The sequence below is a fragment of the Sphingomonas sp. Leaf9 genome (assembly GCF_001421355.1).
Lineage (GTDB): Bacteria > Pseudomonadota > Alphaproteobacteria > Sphingomonadales > Sphingomonadaceae > Sphingomonas.
Map to the genome: position 1 here is coordinate 239,786 of NZ_LMKC01000003.1, position 17,144 is coordinate 256,929.

At 66.6% G+C, this 17,144-nt stretch carries 15 protein-coding genes and 1 pseudogene; 10 read left to right on the plus strand and 6 right to left on the minus strand.

Going from position 1 to position 17,144, the window contains the following annotated elements; translation table 11 throughout:
* Window positions 1-2,253, plus strand: a complete 2,253-nt coding sequence (parC, locus tag ASE58_RS09060; RefSeq protein WP_055820180.1) for a DNA topoisomerase IV subunit A — start codon at window positions 1-3, stop codon at window positions 2,251-2,253.
* Window positions 2,254-2,381: 128 nt separating this feature from the next.
* Complete coding sequence (locus ASE58_RS09065) at window positions 2,382-4,058, plus strand: putative bifunctional diguanylate cyclase/phosphodiesterase (protein WP_327196337.1); 1,677 nt, start codon at window positions 2,382-2,384, stop codon at window positions 4,056-4,058.
* Here the strand turns inward: ASE58_RS09065 and ASE58_RS09070 are convergent.
* From ASE58_RS09070 to ASE58_RS09080, 4 genes and pseudogenes are all read right to left on the minus strand, one after another.
* Window positions 4,028-5,188: a CCA tRNA nucleotidyltransferase gene (locus tag ASE58_RS09070; protein WP_235513592.1), complete on the minus strand. Its 1,161-nt coding sequence runs from the start codon at window positions 5,186-5,188 to the stop codon at window positions 4,028-4,030. The two genes, ASE58_RS09065 and ASE58_RS09070, sit on opposite strands and share 31 nt — an antisense overlap.
* A gap of 32 nt (window positions 5,189-5,220) precedes the next feature.
* Window positions 5,221-5,727 carry a CoA pyrophosphatase gene (locus ASE58_RS17900; protein ID WP_082467924.1) on the minus strand — a complete coding sequence of 169 codons (507 nt, stop codon included), beginning with the start codon at window positions 5,725-5,727 and terminating at the stop codon, window positions 5,221-5,223.
* 45 nt (window positions 5,728-5,772) lie between these two features.
* Window positions 5,773-6,336, minus strand: a pseudogene (locus ASE58_RS17905) (DUF1285 domain-containing protein); the annotation flags it as partial.
* Window positions 6,337-6,377: 41 nt separating this feature from the next.
* Window positions 6,378-6,875 (minus strand): GNAT family N-acetyltransferase, encoded by a 498-nt coding sequence (locus ASE58_RS09080; protein WP_055820186.1) that lies wholly within the window; start codon window positions 6,873-6,875, stop codon window positions 6,378-6,380.
* A 141-nt stretch (window positions 6,876-7,016) separates the two neighbouring features.
* On the opposite strand from ASE58_RS09080, the gene ASE58_RS09085 reads away from it, so the two are divergent.
* On the plus strand, window positions 7,017-7,388 hold the full coding sequence (locus ASE58_RS09085) for a dihydroneopterin aldolase (RefSeq protein ID WP_055756007.1): 372 nt from the start codon (window positions 7,017-7,019) through the stop codon (window positions 7,386-7,388).
* Complete coding sequence (locus ASE58_RS09090) at window positions 7,385-8,134, plus strand: SDR family oxidoreductase (RefSeq protein ID WP_055820189.1); 750 nt, start codon at window positions 7,385-7,387, stop codon at window positions 8,132-8,134. Before ASE58_RS09085 ends, ASE58_RS09090 begins: the two co-directional genes overlap by 4 nt.
* 7 nt (window positions 8,135-8,141) lie before the next feature.
* On the opposite strand, the gene ASE58_RS09095 is transcribed toward ASE58_RS09090, so the two are convergent.
* A complete protein-coding gene (locus tag ASE58_RS09095) occupies window positions 8,142-9,002 on the minus strand; it encodes a hypothetical protein (protein ID WP_055820192.1) in 861 nt (286 codons plus the stop codon).
* 223 nt (window positions 9,003-9,225) lie between these two features.
* Between ASE58_RS09095 and ASE58_RS09100 the strand changes: the two genes are divergently transcribed.
* The 5 genes from ASE58_RS09100 (at window position 9,226) to ASE58_RS09120 (ending at window position 12,323) form a co-directional block, all read left to right on the plus strand.
* Complete coding sequence (locus ASE58_RS09100; protein ID WP_055820194.1) at window positions 9,226-9,918, plus strand: energy transducer TonB; 693 nt, start codon at window positions 9,226-9,228, stop codon at window positions 9,916-9,918.
* Window positions 9,919-10,004: 86 nt separating this feature from the next.
* Window positions 10,005-10,799, plus strand: a complete 795-nt coding sequence (locus ASE58_RS09105; protein ID WP_055756014.1) for a MotA/TolQ/ExbB proton channel family protein — start codon at window positions 10,005-10,007, stop codon at window positions 10,797-10,799.
* Window positions 10,800-10,874: 75 nt separating this feature from the next.
* Window positions 10,875-11,360: an ExbD/TolR family protein gene (locus ASE58_RS09110; protein WP_055820197.1), complete on the plus strand. Its 486-nt coding sequence runs from the start codon at window positions 10,875-10,877 to the stop codon at window positions 11,358-11,360.
* Window positions 11,361-11,372: 12 nt separating this feature from the next.
* The gene (locus tag ASE58_RS09115; RefSeq protein WP_055820200.1) at window positions 11,373-11,801 is read left to right on the plus strand and encodes an ExbD/TolR family protein; all 429 of its coding nucleotides are present in this window, start codon (window positions 11,373-11,375) and stop codon (window positions 11,799-11,801) included.
* A gap of 150 nt (window positions 11,802-11,951) precedes the next feature.
* The gene (locus ASE58_RS09120) at window positions 11,952-12,323 is read left to right on the plus strand and encodes a tetratricopeptide repeat protein (RefSeq protein ID WP_235513549.1); all 372 of its coding nucleotides are present in this window, start codon (window positions 11,952-11,954) and stop codon (window positions 12,321-12,323) included.
* A 1,127-nt stretch (window positions 12,324-13,450) separates the two neighbouring features.
* Here ASE58_RS09120 and ASE58_RS09125 read toward each other — a convergent pair.
* Entirely contained in the window at window positions 13,451-15,745 is a 2,295-nt protein-coding gene (locus ASE58_RS09125) for a glycoside hydrolase family 3 N-terminal domain-containing protein (RefSeq protein WP_082467930.1), read from the minus strand.
* A gap of 272 nt (window positions 15,746-16,017) precedes the next feature.
* Between ASE58_RS09125 and ASE58_RS09130 the strand changes: the two genes are divergently transcribed.
* The gene (locus ASE58_RS09130) at window positions 16,018-17,073 is read left to right on the plus strand and encodes a LacI family DNA-binding transcriptional regulator (RefSeq protein ID WP_055820209.1); all 1,056 of its coding nucleotides are present in this window, start codon (window positions 16,018-16,020) and stop codon (window positions 17,071-17,073) included.
* Window positions 17,074-17,144: the final 71 nt, after the last annotated feature.

The following is a 17,144-nucleotide window of genomic DNA, read 5'->3' on the forward strand; positions in this document are numbered from 1 at the left end:
ATGGCAAGTGATCTGACCGACCCTGGAACGCCGATCGGCGTGTTCGATGCACCGTTCGACAGCGCGCTGTCCGAACGCTATCTCGTCTATGCGCTGTCGACGATCACCGCGCGGTCGCTGCCCGATGTCCGCGACGGGCTGAAGCCGGTGCATCGTCGCCTGCTATGGGCGATGCGGCTGCTGAAGCTGGACCCGGCATCGGGGTACAAGAAATGTGCGCGCGTCGTCGGCGACGTGATCGGCAAATATCACCCGCATGGTGACCAGTCGGTGTATGATGCGATGGTACGCCTGGCGCAGGACTTCGCGCTGCGTTATCCGCTGGTCGACGGGCAGGGCAATTTCGGCAATATTGACGGCGATAATGCCGCCGCGTACCGCTATACCGAGGCGCGGCTGACCCAGGTCGCGATCGACCTGATGGCGGGCCTCGACGAAGACGCGATCGACTTTCGCCCGACCTATAACGGCGAGGAGCAGGAGCCGGAGCTGTTCCCCGGCATGTTCCCCAATTTGCTGGCCAACGGCGCCAGCGGCATCGCGGTCGGCATGGCGACCAGCGTGCCGCCGCACAACGCCGCCGAACTGTTCGACGCCGCGATCGTGCTGGTCGATCAGCCCGAAGCCGACGACGCAGCGGTGCTGGCGCATGTGCGCGGTCCCGATTTCCCCACCGGCGGCATCGTCGTCGATTCGCCCGCCGCGATCCGCGATTCCTATGCGACCGGACGCGGCGGCTTTCGCGTGCGCGCCCGGCACGAGATCGAGCGGGAAAAGGGCGGCGGCTGGCAGATCGTCGTCACCCAGATTCCCTACGGCGTGCAGAAGGGCAAGCTGATCGAGCAGATCGCCGCGCTCATCAACGACAAGAAGTTGCCGATCCTGACCGATGTCCGCGACGAATCGGATGCCGAGATTCGCATCGTCCTCGAACCGCGCAGCCGGACGGTCGACCCGCAGGTGCTGATGGACGGGCTGTTCCGCCTGACCGACCTCGAAACCCGCGTGCCGCTAAACCTCAACGTGCTCGACAAGGACCGCACCCCGCGCGTGATGCCGCTGCGCGAGGCGTTGAAGGCGTGGGTCGATCACCAATTCGTCGTGCTGCGCCGGCGCAGCGAACATCGGCTGGCGAAGATCGCCGACCGGATCGAACTGCTCGACGGCTATCTCGCCGCCTATCTAAACCTCGACCGAGTGATCGCGATCATCCGCGGCGAGGACGAGCCAAAGCCGGTGCTCATCGCCGAGTTTTCGCTGACCGACCGGCAGGCCGAAGCCATTCTCAACATGCGGCTGCGCAGTCTGCGCAAGCTGGAGGAGATGGAAATTCGCGGCGAGCGGGCGAAGCTGGAAAAGGAGCAGGCCGAACTGACACTGCTGCTGTCCAGTGAAGCGCGGCAGCGGACGCGGATGAAGCGCGACCTGACGAAGATGCGCGACCGCTATGGCCAAGATACGGCGCTGGGCGCCCGGCGCACCACGGTCGAGGAAGCCGCGCCGGCGCGCGAAATTCCGGCCGAGGCGATGATCGAGCGCGAGCCGCTGACCGTTATCCTGTCACAGCGCGGCTGGGTCCGGGCGCTGAAGGGCCATGTCGAGCTGGCGTCGGCGGACACCGCCCGGTTCAAGGAAGGCGACGGCCCGGCCTTTGCCTTCCACGCGCATACCACCGACAAGCTGCTGCTCGTGACCGATGGCGGGCGATTCTACACGCTGGGCGCGGACAAGCTGCCCGGCGGGCGCGGCTTTGGCGAACCGGTGCGGGCGATGATCGACCTCGACGGCGAGGCGCGGATCGTCGGCCTGTCGCGCGCCGCTGCGTCCGAACGGCTGCTGCTGGCGGCGACCGACGGGCGGGGCTTCATGGTGCGGGTGGCCGATGTGCTGGCCGAAACGCGCAAGGGCAAGCAGGTGATGGCACCGCGTCCGGGGGCGAAGCTGAAGGTCGTCCGGCCGATCGCCGCCGACGACGATTATGTCGCGTCGATCGGCGACAATCGCAAGCTGGTGCTGTTCCCGCTGGCCGAGCTGGCGGAAATGGCGCGCGGGCAGGGGGTGCAATTGCAGCGCTTCCGCGATGGTGGCCTGTCCGATGCGCGCACGCTGCGCTTCGCCGACGGTTTACACTGGACGATGGGCGGCGAAACCGGGCGGATGCGTACCGAAAGCGACCTGTCGCCATGGCGCGCGGCACGCGGTGCCGCCGGACGGATGCCTCCGAACGGTTTCCCGCGCGATAATCGTTTTTGATCGCGCGGCCGCGGGTTTCAGAAGCTCTTAACCTCCATCGGCCATATCGGTAACCGATGGCGTTCGGCAGGCAGATACTTTCGGCATTCAGGTCGCAGGCATTTCCGATTCCGGAACAGGGGAATCGCGTGCCTATCGCCTGCGTCGCGCCAACGCCGGATCGGCCGGTCGCCGACCCACGCGAACCGATCCTCGATTTGCTGCCGCTACCGACCGCGATCGTCGCGGCCGATGCCGACCGGGTGGTGTTCGAAGCGGTCAACAGCGCGTTTCGGGCTGCTGGTTTCACCACCAGCCAGGGGCGCGCGGCGCTGCTGCACGAAATCGGCGACGCGGTGCTGGCGTTCCTGCTGTCGGCGGACACCCAGCGGCGGATGCGGCTGCGGCTCGGCGATGCGGTCGACAGCCGCCATTATGACGTAACGCTCGCCCGGCGGCCGGAATCCGCCGGCATCGCCCGCTGCATGATGTCGCTGGTCGACCAGACCCCCGAACAGCGTACCGAAACCAGCCTGCGCCGCGAGATGAGCACCGATTCGCTCACCGGCCTGCCGAATCGCACCGGCTTCGGCGATCTGGTGGAGGAACGGGTCGCCGCCGGCGACCGCGCGCATTATGCGGTGCTGGCAATCAATCTCGACCGGTTCAGCCGGGTCAACGCCTGCATGGGGTCGCTGTCGGGCGACGAATTGCTGATCTCGGTCGCCCGCCGGCTAAAGGGAGTGTTGCGCGGCTGCGACGTGCTGGCGCGCACCGGCGGCGACGAATTCGCGGTGCTGCTAGGGCTGCGCGACGGGGCCGACGATGCGCTGCACGCGGCGTCGCGGCTGCAACAGGCGCTGGTGCAGCCGTTCCAGCTGTCGGATTTCAGCATCCGCGTCGAATGTTCGATCGGCATCGCGCTCGGCGAAGACGCCGATGCCGAGGCGGAGGACGTAATCCGTCACGCCCAGTTCGCGGTCAAACGATCGAAGCGCACCGGGCAGACCGAAGTCTATCGCCCCCATCTGTTCGACATCGTGCGCAGCCAGTTCTCGATCGAGACCCGGCTGCGGCATGCGCTGGAGGACCGGCAACTCCATCTGGCGTTCCAGCCGATCTGCGACCTGTCCAACGGCCGGATCAGCAGCTTCGAAGCACTGGCGCGGTGGCGCACGCCGGAGGGGGAGGATATCTCCCCGGTCGATTTCATTCCGGTCGCCGAGGAATCGGGGCTGATCGTACCGCTCGGGCGCTGGGCGATGGACGAGGCGGCACGGACGCTGGCGGCATGGGATGCAGCGGCCGGCGGCGATTGCGGCGCGCGGATGGCGGTGAACCTGTCGGCGGTGCAGTTGCAGCGCGACAATGTCGAGGCGATGTTCGCCGAAGTGCTGGCCGAGCATCGGCTGTCGGGCGACCGCTTCACCATCGAACTGACCGAAAGTGCGTTCGTCGTCGATCCCGACCGGACGCTGCGCACGATGCTGGCGCTTCGCGACATGGGCGCATCGATCGCGATGGACGATTTCGGGACCGGCTATTCCAACCTTGCCTATCTCCAGAAGCTGCCGATCGACAAGCTGAAGATCGACCGCAGCTTCGTCACCGGCATGCTGGCCGACCGCGACAAGGTGGCGATCGTGCGCGCGATCCTCAGTCTCGCCCAGGCGCTCGGCCTGCGCACCACGGCGGAGGGGATCGAGACGCAGGAGCTGGAACACACGCTGGTCGCGCTCGGCTGCGCCTTTGGCCAGGGCTATTTCTATTCGCGGCCGGTCGATGCCGATGCCGCTTATGCGTTGCTGATGGCCCGCAACGCTTGAGCCACTACCTCGTCGGCGATCGTCGCCGTCCGGTCCGCGTCGGGAAACCCCTCGGCGATCCATCGATCCTCGACCTGCCGCAGCGCCCGCGCCACATCGGGCCCGCGCGCCAGCCCGCGTTCGACCAGTGCCCCACCCGACAGCGGCAGGCTGGGCCGCGTCCAGCCGGCGACCGTCGCCGCTGCCGCCGCGTCATCGTGCAGCAGCAGCCGATCGACCGCACCCTCGATCCCCAGTCGATAGCCGAGCGCGCGCGGACTGTCCGTCCCGTCGCCCAGCGCCACGGCGATGCGCTTGCGCTGCGCATTGGACAGTTTCAGCCGAGCAGTAACCCCCTCCGCATTGCCGGCGTCCAGCAGCGCGGCGAGCCGCCGGATCGGATCGGGCGCGATTCCCCCCGTCGCTTCCGCCGCGACCAGCGCCGCCAGCCGATCGACGGCGGCGGTGTCCAGTTCGGGCAGGACCGGTTGCCAGATGGCATGTCCGACCATCAGCCGCAGCACGTCGACGGCTCCGCGCGCGACCAGCAGCTTGAGCAGTTCGTCGGCGATCCGCTCGCGCGACAACGCCATCAGGTCGTTCGCCCGCGCGACGCAAGCCGCCAGCCCGTCGGCATCGGGCGCGTCGCCGAATCGCGCAAGAAAGCGGAAGAAGCGCAGGATGCGCAGGTGATCCTCGGCAATCCGCCGCAGCGGATCGCCAATGAAGCGTACGCGCCCGGCACGCAGATCGGCGACGCCGCCGAAATAGTCGTACAGCCGGTAATCGCCCATATCGGCATAGAGCGCATTCATCGTGAAATCACGCCGCGCGGCATCGGCCTGCCAGTCGTCGGTGAAGGCGACCTCGGCACGGCGACCATCGGTGGTTACGTCGTGGCGCAGCGTCGTCACCTCGACCACCGTGCCGCTGGTGACGGCGGTGATCGTCCCGTGTGCGATGCCGGTAGGAATTGCCTTGATCCCTGCCGCTTCCAGCCGGCGGACGACCTCGTGCGGCGGGTGGATCGTCGCGACGTCGATATCGGCGACCGGTAGCCCGAGTACCGTGTCGCGCACCGCGCCACCGACATAGCGCGCCGCGCCTTCGCCCAGCGCCGCGGCCAGCCGGTCGAGCCCCGGACGCGTCATCCAGTCGGCCGGGGGCAGGGTGGTAGCTTCGGTCACGGCCATCTCAGTCTTTGCGCCAGGTTGACGATCATCGCCGCGGTCGCACCCCAGATGCGCCGATCGCCGAAGATCAGTTCGTAATAATGCCGCTCGCGCCCTTCGTGCCAGCGGCTGCCACGGCCGTGGTTCGCGCGGTCGAGCAGGAAGGCGAGCGGGACTTCGAAGATCGCGTTGACCTCGCGAGGATGGGGCACCAGCGGCAAGTCGGCAGGAATGGTGGCCAGCACCGGCGTTACTTCGAACCCGGTCACCGTGTGATAGCGGTCGAGCGTCGCCACGACCTCCGCCGTGCCCGGCGGCAGGGCGATTTCCTCACCGGCCTCGCGCAGTGCCGCGCCGATCGCGCCGGCATCGCTCGGGTCGACGCTGCCGCCCGGAAACGCTACCTGCCCGGCATGAGTGCGCAGGTCGTCGGTACGCTGGGTCAGCAGCACGCCGGGGTCCGCCCGGTCGGTCACGGCGATCAGCACCGCCGCCGCACGCCATCCGCCCTCGGGCATCGGCGCCTCGCCGTTCAGATCCCCCACCAGCAGCGGCTCGGCGGGCGCCGCCGGTTCGAACGGGAAGAACGCGCCTTCGCTCCACAGTCCGCGCCGCCCTTCGGGGCCCTCGACCAATTGTTCGGCCAATTCGTAGAAGACGGTTCGCGCGATCAATGCGTCCATGCCGCCGCGGACCCGCAGATAGGGGCGGGGGGCGTCCATCGTCCCCTTGATCCGGATTGGGTGATCGGCGTCGGCAACCGCCACCTCTTCGGTATTCAGCCGGAACGCGATGCGGCCCTGCTCGCCCTCGCCCGACAACTTTGCCTCGACCGCGACGAACGGCGCGTCGTCGACCGCGATCGACAGCTTTTCGACCGGGGTGACCAGCACGTGCGAGCCATCGGGTTCACGCCGCAAGATCGTCGCGAACAGCCGCACCATCTCCGCCCGCGTGATCGGGCTGTCCTGGTGGAACCAGCTGCCATCGGCCGCGATCCGCATCTCGCTATCCCCGCAATGCGTGGGGTTCCAGCGATCGACGGGCGGCAGCTTCGCCTCGGCGGCAAGGCGCGCAACCTCGGCAAGCGACAGCGAAGCGAAATCGGCGGGGGGCTGCATGGGCATTCAAATCCGTTAGCTCGCTCTGCCCGCCCGCGACAAGGGGGTCAGGCCGCGAGCGCGATCCTGGGGGCGAGAATGCCCGATCGTACAGGGATGTCGCCCCGCGCCAGCAGCCGCGCCTGCTCGTAGGGGCCGGGCATGCGCCATCCGCCGGTGCGATCGGCAGTAAAGCCGAAGCGCTGATAATAGGGCGCGTCGCCGACCAGCATCAGCGGCGCATCGTCCCCGGCCGCCGCGATCGCCCGGTGCATCAGCGCATGGCCGATCCCCATGCCCTGCCGATCCGGCGCGACCGCGACAGGGCCGACCATCACCAGCGGCAGCGCGCCGCCCTCGTCGCAGTCGAGCTGCACCGGCCAGCACTGGATACACCCGACCAGCCGCCCGTCCTCGACCAATGCGAAGCTCAGCGCCGCGATCGGCGAAAGCCTTACGCGCACGCGATACGCCGTTCGGCCCCGCCGGTCGTGACCGAAGGCGATGTCGAGCAACGCCTCGACCTCGGCGGCGGGAACGGCGGCAAGCGGCAACAGGTCGGTCAAGGGTCGGTCCAGTCGGCAAGTCGGATGCTGGGCGCCTGTACCGCCGCGCGGGCGGGGCACAAGCGAAGATTCGGGCGGCGGCTTACGTCCCCGCCCCCTTCTGCTATCGCGCGCATATTCCCAGATGATGACAGGTGCCGCTTGCGCGATTCGCTTCAGTTAGAAGTCCATGATGTCGAAGTGAATGTCCTGACCGGCATTTATTCCGAGGAAACCCATCTGCCGCAGCCGCTGCGCATCTCGATGACGGTCGACCTCGATTGCCCCGAACGCTTTACGCCCGACACGCCGCTGTCGGCGTCGAAAAGCTATATGGACCTGAAGGAAGCGGCGACCACCTCGCTCCCGCCCGGCGTGCATTTCACGCTGATCGAGGGGGTGGCCGACCATATCGTCGACACGCTGTTCCTGTCCGATCCGCGCGTGCAGCGGGTGAAGATTCGCATCGTGAAACTCGCCATCGCCGAAGCGGGCGAATCGATCGGCGTCACCATGGTCCGGCACCGGCGGTGAGCCGCCCGCTGGCGCTCGTCACCGGCAGCTTCCGGCGGCTGGGCGGGCATATCGCGGTGCGGCTTGCCCAGGCCGGGCATGACGTCGCGCTCCATGCATCGCATCCCGGCGACCCCGATGCGGACGTCGTCGCGGCGATCGCGGCGGCGGGGGCGGCGCATCACGTCTTTGCCGCCGATCTGGGCGAGGGCGATGTCGCGGCGGGCCTGATCGCCACCGTTGCGGCGCGGTTCGGACGGCGGGTCGACCTGCTGGTCAACAACGCCTCATGCTTTCGCGCCGACGATGCCGACCATCCCACGGCCGAATCACTGGTGGCGCATTTCGCGGTAAATGCCGCCGCGCCATTTGTGCTGGCGACGGCGCTGGCGGCGCAGGGCGGCGGCGCGGTGGTCAATATCCTCGACCAGCGCATCGCCCATCCGCATCGCGACCAGCTGGCCTATACCCTGTCGAAACAGGCGCTGGGGGAGGCGACGCGCACGCTTGCGCTGGCGCTCGCGCCGCGGGTGCGCGTGAACGGCGTCGCGCCGGGGCTGACGCTCGCGACCGAGGATTATAGCGCGGGGCAGGTCGATCGGCTGGCCGCGCTAATGCCGCTCGAACGGCTGCCTACGGTGGATCAGGTGGCCGATGCCGTCCTGTTCCTTGCGGGGGCAGGGGCGTCGACCGGACAGGTGCTCTTCGTCGATGGCGGGGCGGGCTTGGTGTCGTTCGAACGCGATTTCGTCCACCTCGCCCGCTGAGCCGGGGTCAGCCGGCCCGCCCGTCCTCGCACTGGCCGAGCGATTCGCGTACGAACGCGAAGTCGTCGCGAGCGATCGCCGCATTGTCCGCGTCCTGCGACTGCAGGCTGGTGTCGGGCAGCGCGGCGGGCAAACCGCAGGCCAGCCGGTACCAGGCCAGCGTGTCCGGCTTCGGCGCGCCCCCGGCCTCATCGATGATATCGCCCAGCGACAGCGCCCAGCGGCGCTGCTCGCCTGGCCGGCGCAGGACCAGTAGCGACACCGGCGTGCCGGTCGCGGTCTGCAGGAAAATCTGCGTCTCGCCTTCGCCAGGCAGGGTGCCGGGGACGTGGAAGGCATTGCCGATCCCGGTGATCGTTGGCGGGGCATCGGGGGCGATCACCTCGCGCACCACGTCGCGCACCCGCTGGTCCAGCGTCGGCTCCCACGCGAATTGCGCATCCGGGGTAACCAACTGTACCTGATCGGGACGCCCCGCCACCGCGCGGGCAAAGGCGATGACCCGCTGCCGCTTGAGGTTGGGCGCACGCCCGCGCGGATCGAACGGCACGTCGACCAGATAGCCGACCCGCGCGGGCAGCGGGCCAGTCGCGCGAATCAGGGCGCTGACATCGGCCGTGACGTAGAAACGCACATATCCTGCGGCCAGGCCGGGGGCCTCGTCCGGTGCGATCCGCGCGACCGAACGAATCGTCGCATCCAGCACGATGTCGCTGTCCAGCGCCAGCCGGGCGAGGCGGGCATAGGCAACCGGCGCCGAGTCGGGGGTAGCGGTAACAGGAGCGGGTCCACCCTGCCGTGCAGAAACCGGTGAACATGCGACTATGCAAAGCGAGATTGCTGCGGTAGCGAGCGGCGTGCGTTTCATGCACTCGCTCTTACCGCCCGGAAAACTGTGGTTACAGACTTATTTCGGTCATGGGGCGATTGTACGAATGTTTCGTCCGACAAAGCGTTTGCGTCGTTTAAAAGGCCGCGATAGACAATCGTGGTCCGGAATGCCGCGTAGCCCCGGACACGCGGTCGTTGCGCGCCGGTTTCGGCCGGGCGGATCGACCCAATGTACCGGGCTAGAGGAGTTTGGTTGCTGAATGGCTTACGCTGACCAAAAAGCAGGTAGTGGCCGGATCGTCGCGCTGATCATCGTGGGGATTCTCCACGTCGTGATCGGGTACGCGTTCATCTCCGGCCTTGCCTACAAATATGTGAAGAAGGCGGTTGAAGACACCGAGACGTTCGACGTCGAGGAACCGCCACCCCCGCCCGAGGAGATTCCTCCTCCCCCGCCGCCGCCCGAACAGCCGCAGCCGCAGTCGCCGCCGCCGGTAGTGACGCCGCCGCCGATCGTTCGCACACAGGCCCCGCCGCCTGTGGTGATCCAGTCGGTGACGACGCCGCCGCCGAGCTATGCGCCGATTCCGACCGCTGGCCCGCCTGCGCCGCCGGCACCGGTTGCGCCTCCGGCGCCGCCGGCACCCGTGGTCAGCAAGGCTGCAGGGGCAAAGGGCGATCCGGCGCAGTGGATCACCAACGACGACTATCCGCCCAGCGCGCTGAACAGCGGCGACGAGGGTGTGACGGGCATCGCTTGGGACATCAATGCGCAGGGTCGCGTCGAAAACTGCCGCGTGACGTCTTCGTCGGGTTCGGCTGCGCTCGATCGCGCCGCCTGCTCCGCGATCACCCGTCGCGGTCGGTACAGCCCGGCGCTCGATCAGTCCGGCAATGCGATCCGGTCGAGTTCGTCGCGTCGCGTTCGCTGGCAGCTGCCGGCCGATCGGTAAGACCGGGTACCTCGCGACCTTCGGGTCGCGGGGGCGTCCGGGGCAATATTCTTCCAGAACATATCAGCTCTTAAGGAAACTATTCGATGTTGACCCCCATCCTTGCCGCCGGTGCGCCTGCCGGGGCTCCGAACTTCGGCTTCTACGAGGCACTGCAGCAGGGCGGCGCGATCGCGATCAGCACGCTGGCCATTCTCGTGATCATGTCGGTCGGTTCGTTCTACATCCTCTTCACCAAGCTGTTCGAACAGCAGAAGATCATGAACCAGGCGAAGCGCGTCCGCGCCCAGTTCTGGCAGTCGAACTCGCTGCGTGAAGGCGCCGCCAAGCTCGACAAGAACTCGGCCTACCGTCAGATCGTCGACGACGGCCTCGCCGCGCAGGAACAGCACGGCAAGCTGACCGATCCGGTCGAAGCACACGACTGGCTGCACGGCTCGCTCGCCCGCTCGGAATCGGCCATCAACTCGAAGCTGAACAGCGGCCTGCCGTTCCTCGCGACCGTTGGCGCCACCTCGCCGTTCGTCGGTCTGTTCGGTACCGTGGTCGGCATCTACCGCGCGCTGGTGAAGATCGGTGCAGCGGGTCAGGCCGCCATCGGTGACGTCGCCGGTCCGGTCGGTGAAGCGCTCATCATGACCGCCATCGGTCTGGTCGTCGCGGTTCCCGCCGTTCTCGCCTACAACTGGCTGCAGAGCCGCAACAAGTCGATCCAGAAGGACCTGTCGTCGTTCTCGAACGACGTGCTCGGCTTCCTTGCTTCGAACGGTGCGGTTCGTCCGACCGTCGCTGCTCGTGGCCCGGCTCCGGTCGCCAAGCCGGCAGTCGGCAGCACCACCGCCGGCCAGGCCGGTGGCGTGCCGACCGCACCGCGCGTCTGATCTGACGGCGCTACACCGCCGGGCCCGTGATCGGGTCCGGCGGTTCGATTGAGTAGAAGTGGATAGGATAGCCTCATGGCGATGAGTGTTGGCGACGGCGGCGATGACGCCCCCCTCTCGGACATCAATACCACGCCGCTCGTTGACGTCATGCTCGTGCTGCTGATCATCTTCCTGATCGCGGTTCCGGTCGTGGTCCAGCAGGTGAGCGGCCTAAAGGTCCCGAAGGTCGTGTTCGAACCGACGACGACCAAGCCGGAAAACGTCTCGTTGTCGGTGCAGGGCCTCGATGGCCAGTGTGCGGTATACTGGGGTCTGACCCGCGTCACGGCGGACGAACTGCGCGCTCGTGCGGTCAAGAAGCTGGAAGACGAAGTTGCCCGCCAGGGTGGACCGAATGCTCCCGGCCTCGAATTGCCCGAAGTGCACATCCGCGGCGACGTGAATACGCCGTATCGTTGCATTGGCGGCACGATCTACACGATGCAGTCGGCCGGGTTCACCAAGGTCGGGTTCATTTCGGAACCAGACCCGAACACCACGCCGCGTGCGCGTCAATAGGAGTAGCCTGACATGGCAATGAGCAGTGGCGGTCGCGCAGACGACGAACCGATGATGGATATGAACACGACGCCGTTGATCGACGTGCTGCTCGTGCTGCTGATCATGTTCATCATCACCATCCCGATCCAGAGCCACGCGGTGAAGGTCGACCTTCCGCAGCCGGACAACCGGCCGCAGGACAACATCGACCCGCAAAAGAACAAGATCTCGATCAACGCGCAGGGCCAGACCCTCTGGAACGGTTCGCCGGTCGATGAGGTGACGCTGACCCAGTATCTGGATCAGACGGTGGCCATGAGCCCGCAGCCCGAACTGCACTTCCAGCCCGACGCGACTGCGCGGTACGAAGTGGTCGACGGCGTGCTGGCGATCATCAAGCGTGCCAACGTGACGAAGCTCGGCTTCGTCGGCAACGAGCAGTATCGCGGCGATTTCTGATCGCTGATCGCTCGGCCGGTCGAACGGCGGATCAAGGGGCGGCCTTCGGGTCGCCCTTTTTTGTTTCTGCGCGCGGGCAAGGCGCTTGTGCAACCGTCTTTAAAATGAAACATTGATGTCATCATGATGTAACAAACAGGAGATGATGTCATGCGAATCGGAACACGCGCACTGCTTGGCTCTGCGCTGGCGGTGATGGGGATCGCCACCAGCGCGAACGCCCAGGATGCTCAATATGCCCATGCCGCGATCAAGTCGGGCAATCTGCTTTCCGCCGAACGCACGCTCGAGCGCGAAACCCGCGCCGGAAGCCGCGAACCGGAAGTGCTGCTGAACCTCGCCGCCGTCTACGCCATGACGCAGCGCCCGTCCGAAGCACGCGAGCTGTATCAGCGCGTGCTGGACGCCAAGGACGCGTCGCTGGTCATGCCCTCCTCGCAGGTTGCAAGTTCGCACGACGTCGCCCGCCGCGGCCTCCGCCTGCTCGACCAGCCGAGTTCGATGCAGCTGACCGCGCGCTGATCTTTGCGTCGATCGATTCGGCTCTCGAAGGGATGCCGGATCGATCGACGCATCATTCGGTCGCGAATTAGTCGGTCGCGTTTCCTGGTTCGTCACGTAATACCATTGCCGCTACCTCGGCTTGGTTTGATCTTCCCTAAGCCAGTGAGCTTCCTTACGAGGGCATGACGAAAACGGCGCGGCGGCTTTCGTTAGTGGTTGGCCAGTGAAGCGGTAGCACCGTCGGAAGTGAGCAGGCGCCCGCCGGTGTAGACGGCGACAAAGGCAGGAATGTCGTCATCGATGCTTCTAACCTGACGGGCATTGATCGGCAGTATGTGCGATGGGGAGTTGATGAGGAGTTGTGGTGACAACGCTCCCGTTGATGCCGTTGCCGACTAGCTTATCGCCAGGGATCGCAAGGCAGGCGCATGAGTTGGGGCGCAAGGGGCTGTCGCGCGACCTGCCGGTGAGTGTTTCCCAAATTTTTGCCATGTGTCGCTGATGGCTTGATATCTATTCGCGATTGCGTCGGTCGTTCGCTGGCTCGGCTAACGCCCTGGGGCGTCGATGACTGGCTGGCGTTCAAGATGCATGGCGCGAAAGCCTCCACGAGCGCGATTTGGGTAAATCGCTAAAGTTTCAGCGCTGTCCGCTGCCTGCCGGCAAGCATCATAAGCGTTACGATAATCTGAGGGCGTATGCCTCAGTGTACGCTCAGGCCGGAGAAGTGGTTTGAGTTTGGCCAGACTCCGGAACTCCGGTACGGTGTCCGCGCCTCGCGGGTTTGTCGTTGGTTCAAGCACGATGCGACTCATGCTCGTGAGCATTCGCCGACTGCGCCAAATCTGTTGAAGCTATGGTCGGCCGCCGCTGGTGCCAGTCGGTCTGGGTGGCCGTCCCCAAGGGTTGAAGCCTTTCTTCGCCATGGCTGGTCGTCATGCGGCTTGAGGCGGGCACCAACAGAGAAAACTCCGACGCCGTACGGGCGGAAGTCACCAGGATTCTGCTCGAGCGGTAGTGATCCGAGATTCCTAAGAGCGAGGAGAACAGCGCGCTGCTCGGCGCAACAGCTGCCCATGGATCGCTCGTGGTCTGGCCGAACCGTCGCCCATCGTCGACGGTTCGGCTGGTGCCCTTACGATCGGTCAGCGAACGGTCAACGTCGCGATCTTCAGTTGTGTCGAGCTGTTGCCCGCGCTGATCGTGAAGGTGCCGGGCTCCACGACGCGGTGCATGTCGACATTCCAGAAGGCGAGGTCGCTCGGCTTTAGGTCGAACGTCACTGTCCGGCGTTCGCCCGGTTGCAGCGTGACGCGCTGGAAATGCTTCAGCTCGAGCACCGGGCGCGTCACCGTCGCTTCATCGTCGCGGACGTACAGCTGGACGACCTCATCGCCGGCGCGGCGGCCGGTGTTGGCAACATCGACCGACACACGGACGGTTTCGTCGCGGCCGATCGTCGCCTTGGCCAGCCGCGGCGCGCCGACGGTGAAGCTGGTATAGGACAGGCCATAGCCGAACGGGTATAGCGGCGCCGTGCTGTCGAACAGATAGCCGCGCCGTGCGGTCGGCTTGTGGTTGTAGAAGATCGGCAGCTGCCCCTCACTGCGCGGCACCGATACCGGCAGCTTGCCGCCAGGGTTGGCGCGGCCGAGGATTACATCTGCCACGGCATGGCCAGTTTCTTGACCCAGATACCACCCCTCGACGATCGCGGGGGCGGTTGCGTCGAGATAGGTCGCGGCGAGCGGCCCGCCGTTCAGCAGGACCACCACCACCGGCTTGCCGGTGGCGAACAGGCGGCGGGCCAGTTCGTTCTGTTCGCCGATCAGGTCGAGCTTCTGCCGGTCGCCCAGATGGTTGTCGGCCCAGGCTTCGCGGCTGAGCTGTTCGTTCTGGCCCAGCACCAGCAGGATCGTGTCGGCCTGCGTGGCCTTGCGCACGGCTTCCTCGATCAGCGGGGCGTTTTCGGCGGCCGGGACCAGTTCCACCTTGTCGGCGGCCCATTGGCGGCTGCGGGTCAGGCGGACGCCTTCGGCATAGTCGACCGAGAAGCGGCCCTGGGCGGCCTGCTGCATCCCTTCCAGCACGCTGACGACGTGCTTGGGCACATCCGAATAGCCGCCGATCGGGGTGTCGCGGGCATGGGTACCGACGACCAGCATCTTACCCACCCTGGCCGGGTCGAGCGGCAGGAGATTGTTCTGGTTCTTGAGCAGCACTATCGATCGCACGGCGGCTTCGCGAGCGAGGGCGATGGCGTCCGGAGTCGCGGTCTTCGCCTCGGCGGTGCGGGCGTCGGCATAGGGGTTTTCGAACAGCCCCATCTGGAACTTCATGGTCAGGATACGGCGGACGGCATTGTCGACCTGTGCCTGCGGCACCTGACCCGACTTCACCATCGCGGCGAGCGTCGACCAGCCCTCCGCATCGGGCAGCTCCATATCGACCCCGGCGTCGAGCGCGCGGCGGCCGGCGGCGGCCATGTCGGTGCCATAGAGATGGTGGCGGGTATTGAGTTCCTTGATCGCGAAATAGTCGCTGACCACCGACCCCTTATACCCCCATTCGCGGCGCAGCACGTCGTCGAGCAGCCATTTGTTGGCATGGCTGGGGATGCCGTCGATCTCGTTATACGACGCCATCACCGCCTGCACCGGCAGTTCCTTTACCGCGCGTTCGAACGGCGGGAAGAAATTCTCGCGCAGCGTCCGTTCGGAGATGTTGGCCGGGCCGACATTGGTGCCGTTTTCGGGCTGGCCGTGGCCGGTCATGTGCTTGAGCGTGACCATGACCTTGTCCGCCTTCAGCGGCAGGGTCGTGCCCTGGAACCCGCGGATCGCCGCCAGCCCCATTTCGCCGACCAGATGCGGGTCCTCGCCATAGGTTTCCTCGATCCGGCCCCAGCGCGGGTCGCGGGCGACGTCGACCACGGGGGCGAGCGCGAGGTTGGCCCCGCGCGCGCGCATCTCCCGCGCGGCCACGCCGAACACGCGCTCGACCAGCGCCGGGTCCCAGCTCGATGCCAGTGCGATCGACTGCGGGAAGCTGGTCGCGCCGCGCGCGACATAGCCGTGCAGCGCCTCTTCATGCATGATCATCGGGATGCCCAGCCGGGTCTGCTCGACGGCCCAGCGCTGCGCGGCGTTGATATAGTCGGCAGTTTCCTGCGCGGTGCGATTGACCGCATCCGCGGCGACACCGGCGGCATTGTTGCTGACGGTCACGCCGCGCTTGTCCGACGGACGGGTGATCTGCCCCAAGCCATTGGGAAAGGCGCGGGCGGCCTTTGCCGCCGAGAAATTGCCCTGCGCGTCCTGAATGTCGCCCTTCTTCTCCCAGATGCCGATCATCTGGGCGACCTTTTCCTCTAGCGTCATGCGGCGCAGCAGGTCCTCGACACGCGCCTGCACCGGCTGCGATGCGTCTTTGTAGAGCATCTTGTCGGCGGCAGCGGGACGGGCAGGGCGGTTCTGTGCGATGACGGTGCCGGTGGCAGCGGTCGCCAGCAGGCAGGCGAGCGCAAGGCGAACGGGCTTGGACGCAAGGGTCACGATCTCTCTCCCATGACATTCGGCGTCCGGCCATGCCGTCACCGTATTTGGTAGCGCTATCAGCTATCGAGCCGGCCGCGATGCGTCAACCGATGGTCGCGATTTGCAATCGGCACGGCCGCGCCATAATCAGCGTCATGAAGGAGCCAACACTTTTCATGGATAAACCCAGTCGCCGCAGCGGGGGCAGCATCACGATACAGGATGTTGCGCGAACCGCCGGAGTTTCGGCGATGACCGTATCCCGAGTCGTGAATGGCGGGGCAAATGTCCGCCCGTCGACGCGCGAGGCGGTGTTGGCCGCGATCGACCAGCTGAACTATTCGCCGAACAGTGCCGCGCGCAGCCTGGCGGCGGGGGAGGCCGCGCAGATCGGCCTGCTCTATGCCAATCCGTCGATGGCCTATCTCTCGCAATTCCTGATCGGTGCGCTGGAGGGAGCGCGCAAGGTTGGCTGTCATCTGGTCCTGGAACCGTGCGACGGTGACAGCCCGGAGGCGCAGGCGGAGGGGGCGCGGCGCTTTGCATCGACGCCGGTGCAGGGCGTGATCCTGCCGCCGCCGCTGTCGGATGCGGCGTTGGTGCAGGACGAACTGGACGCGGCGGGTACGCCGTCGGTCGCGGTCGCGGTCGGCATGGCGCAGCCGGGGCGGGCTTCGGTACGGATCGACGATTATGCGGCGGCAAAGGCGATGACCGAGCATCTGATCGCACTCGGCCATCGCCGGATCGGCTTCGTGCGCGGCAATCCCAATAACGGGGCGAGCGGCGAGCGCTGGCGCGGCTTCGTCGCCGCAGTCGAGGGGGCCGGACTGTCGCTGGCCGACATGCCGGTCGAACAGGGGCTGTTCACCTATCGATCGGGCATTGATGCGGCCGAGGGGCTGATCGACCGGCCCGACCGGCCGACCGCGATCTTTGCCAGCAACGACGACATGGCGGCCGCCGCGATCAGCGTGGCGCATCGGCGCGGGTTGCATGTGCCCGAGGATCTGAGCATCGTCGGGTTCGACGACACGTCGCTGGCCACGACGACCTGGCCGGAGATCACGACGATCCGGCAACCGATCGCGACCATGGCCGAGGCGGCGGTCGAGATGCTGCTGGCGCGGATTCGCGACCGTCGCGCCGGTGTCGACGATGGCGAGAACGAGGATCGGGTGCTGGACCACAAGCTGGTCGTGCGCGAATCATCGGGGCCGGCGCCCCGCTGAGGATGGGCCACGCCCGCGCGTCGTCGCAATCGACGCGACGGGTTGCTCGCGGCGCTTGCAATTATCATGAT

Excerpts from the sequence above, each read along its gene's own strand:
- ASE58_RS09115 (WP_055820200.1), top strand. The coding sequence starts at position 11,373 with ATGGCAATGAGCAGTGGCGGTCGCGCAGACGACGAACCGATGATGGAT.
- ASE58_RS09070 (WP_235513592.1), bottom strand. The coding sequence starts at position 5,188 with ATGACGCGTCCGGGGCTCGACCGGCTGGCCGCGGCGCTGGGCGAAGGC.
- ASE58_RS09105 (WP_055756014.1), top strand. The coding sequence starts at position 10,005 with ATGTTGACCCCCATCCTTGCCGCCGGTGCGCCTGCCGGGGCTCCGAAC.
- parC (WP_055820180.1), top strand. The coding sequence starts at position 1 with ATGGCAAGTGATCTGACCGACCCTGGAACGCCGATCGGCGTGTTCGAT.
- ASE58_RS17900 (WP_082467924.1), bottom strand. The coding sequence starts at position 5,727 with ATGCCCGAGGGCGGATGGCGTGCGGCGGCGGTGCTGATCGCCGTGACC.
- ASE58_RS09110 (WP_055820197.1), top strand. The coding sequence starts at position 10,875 with ATGGCGATGAGTGTTGGCGACGGCGGCGATGACGCCCCCCTCTCGGAC.
- ASE58_RS09120 (WP_235513549.1), top strand. The coding sequence starts at position 11,952 with ATGCGAATCGGAACACGCGCACTGCTTGGCTCTGCGCTGGCGGTGATG.
- ASE58_RS09095 (WP_055820192.1), bottom strand. The coding sequence starts at position 9,002 with ATGAAACGCACGCCGCTCGCTACCGCAGCAATCTCGCTTTGCATAGTC.
- ASE58_RS09100 (WP_055820194.1), top strand. The coding sequence starts at position 9,226 with ATGGCTTACGCTGACCAAAAAGCAGGTAGTGGCCGGATCGTCGCGCTG.
- ASE58_RS09130 (WP_055820209.1), top strand. The coding sequence starts at position 16,018 with ATGGATAAACCCAGTCGCCGCAGCGGGGGCAGCATCACGATACAGGAT.
- ASE58_RS09125 (WP_082467930.1), bottom strand. The coding sequence starts at position 15,745 with ATGCTCTACAAAGACGCATCGCAGCCGGTGCAGGCGCGTGTCGAGGAC.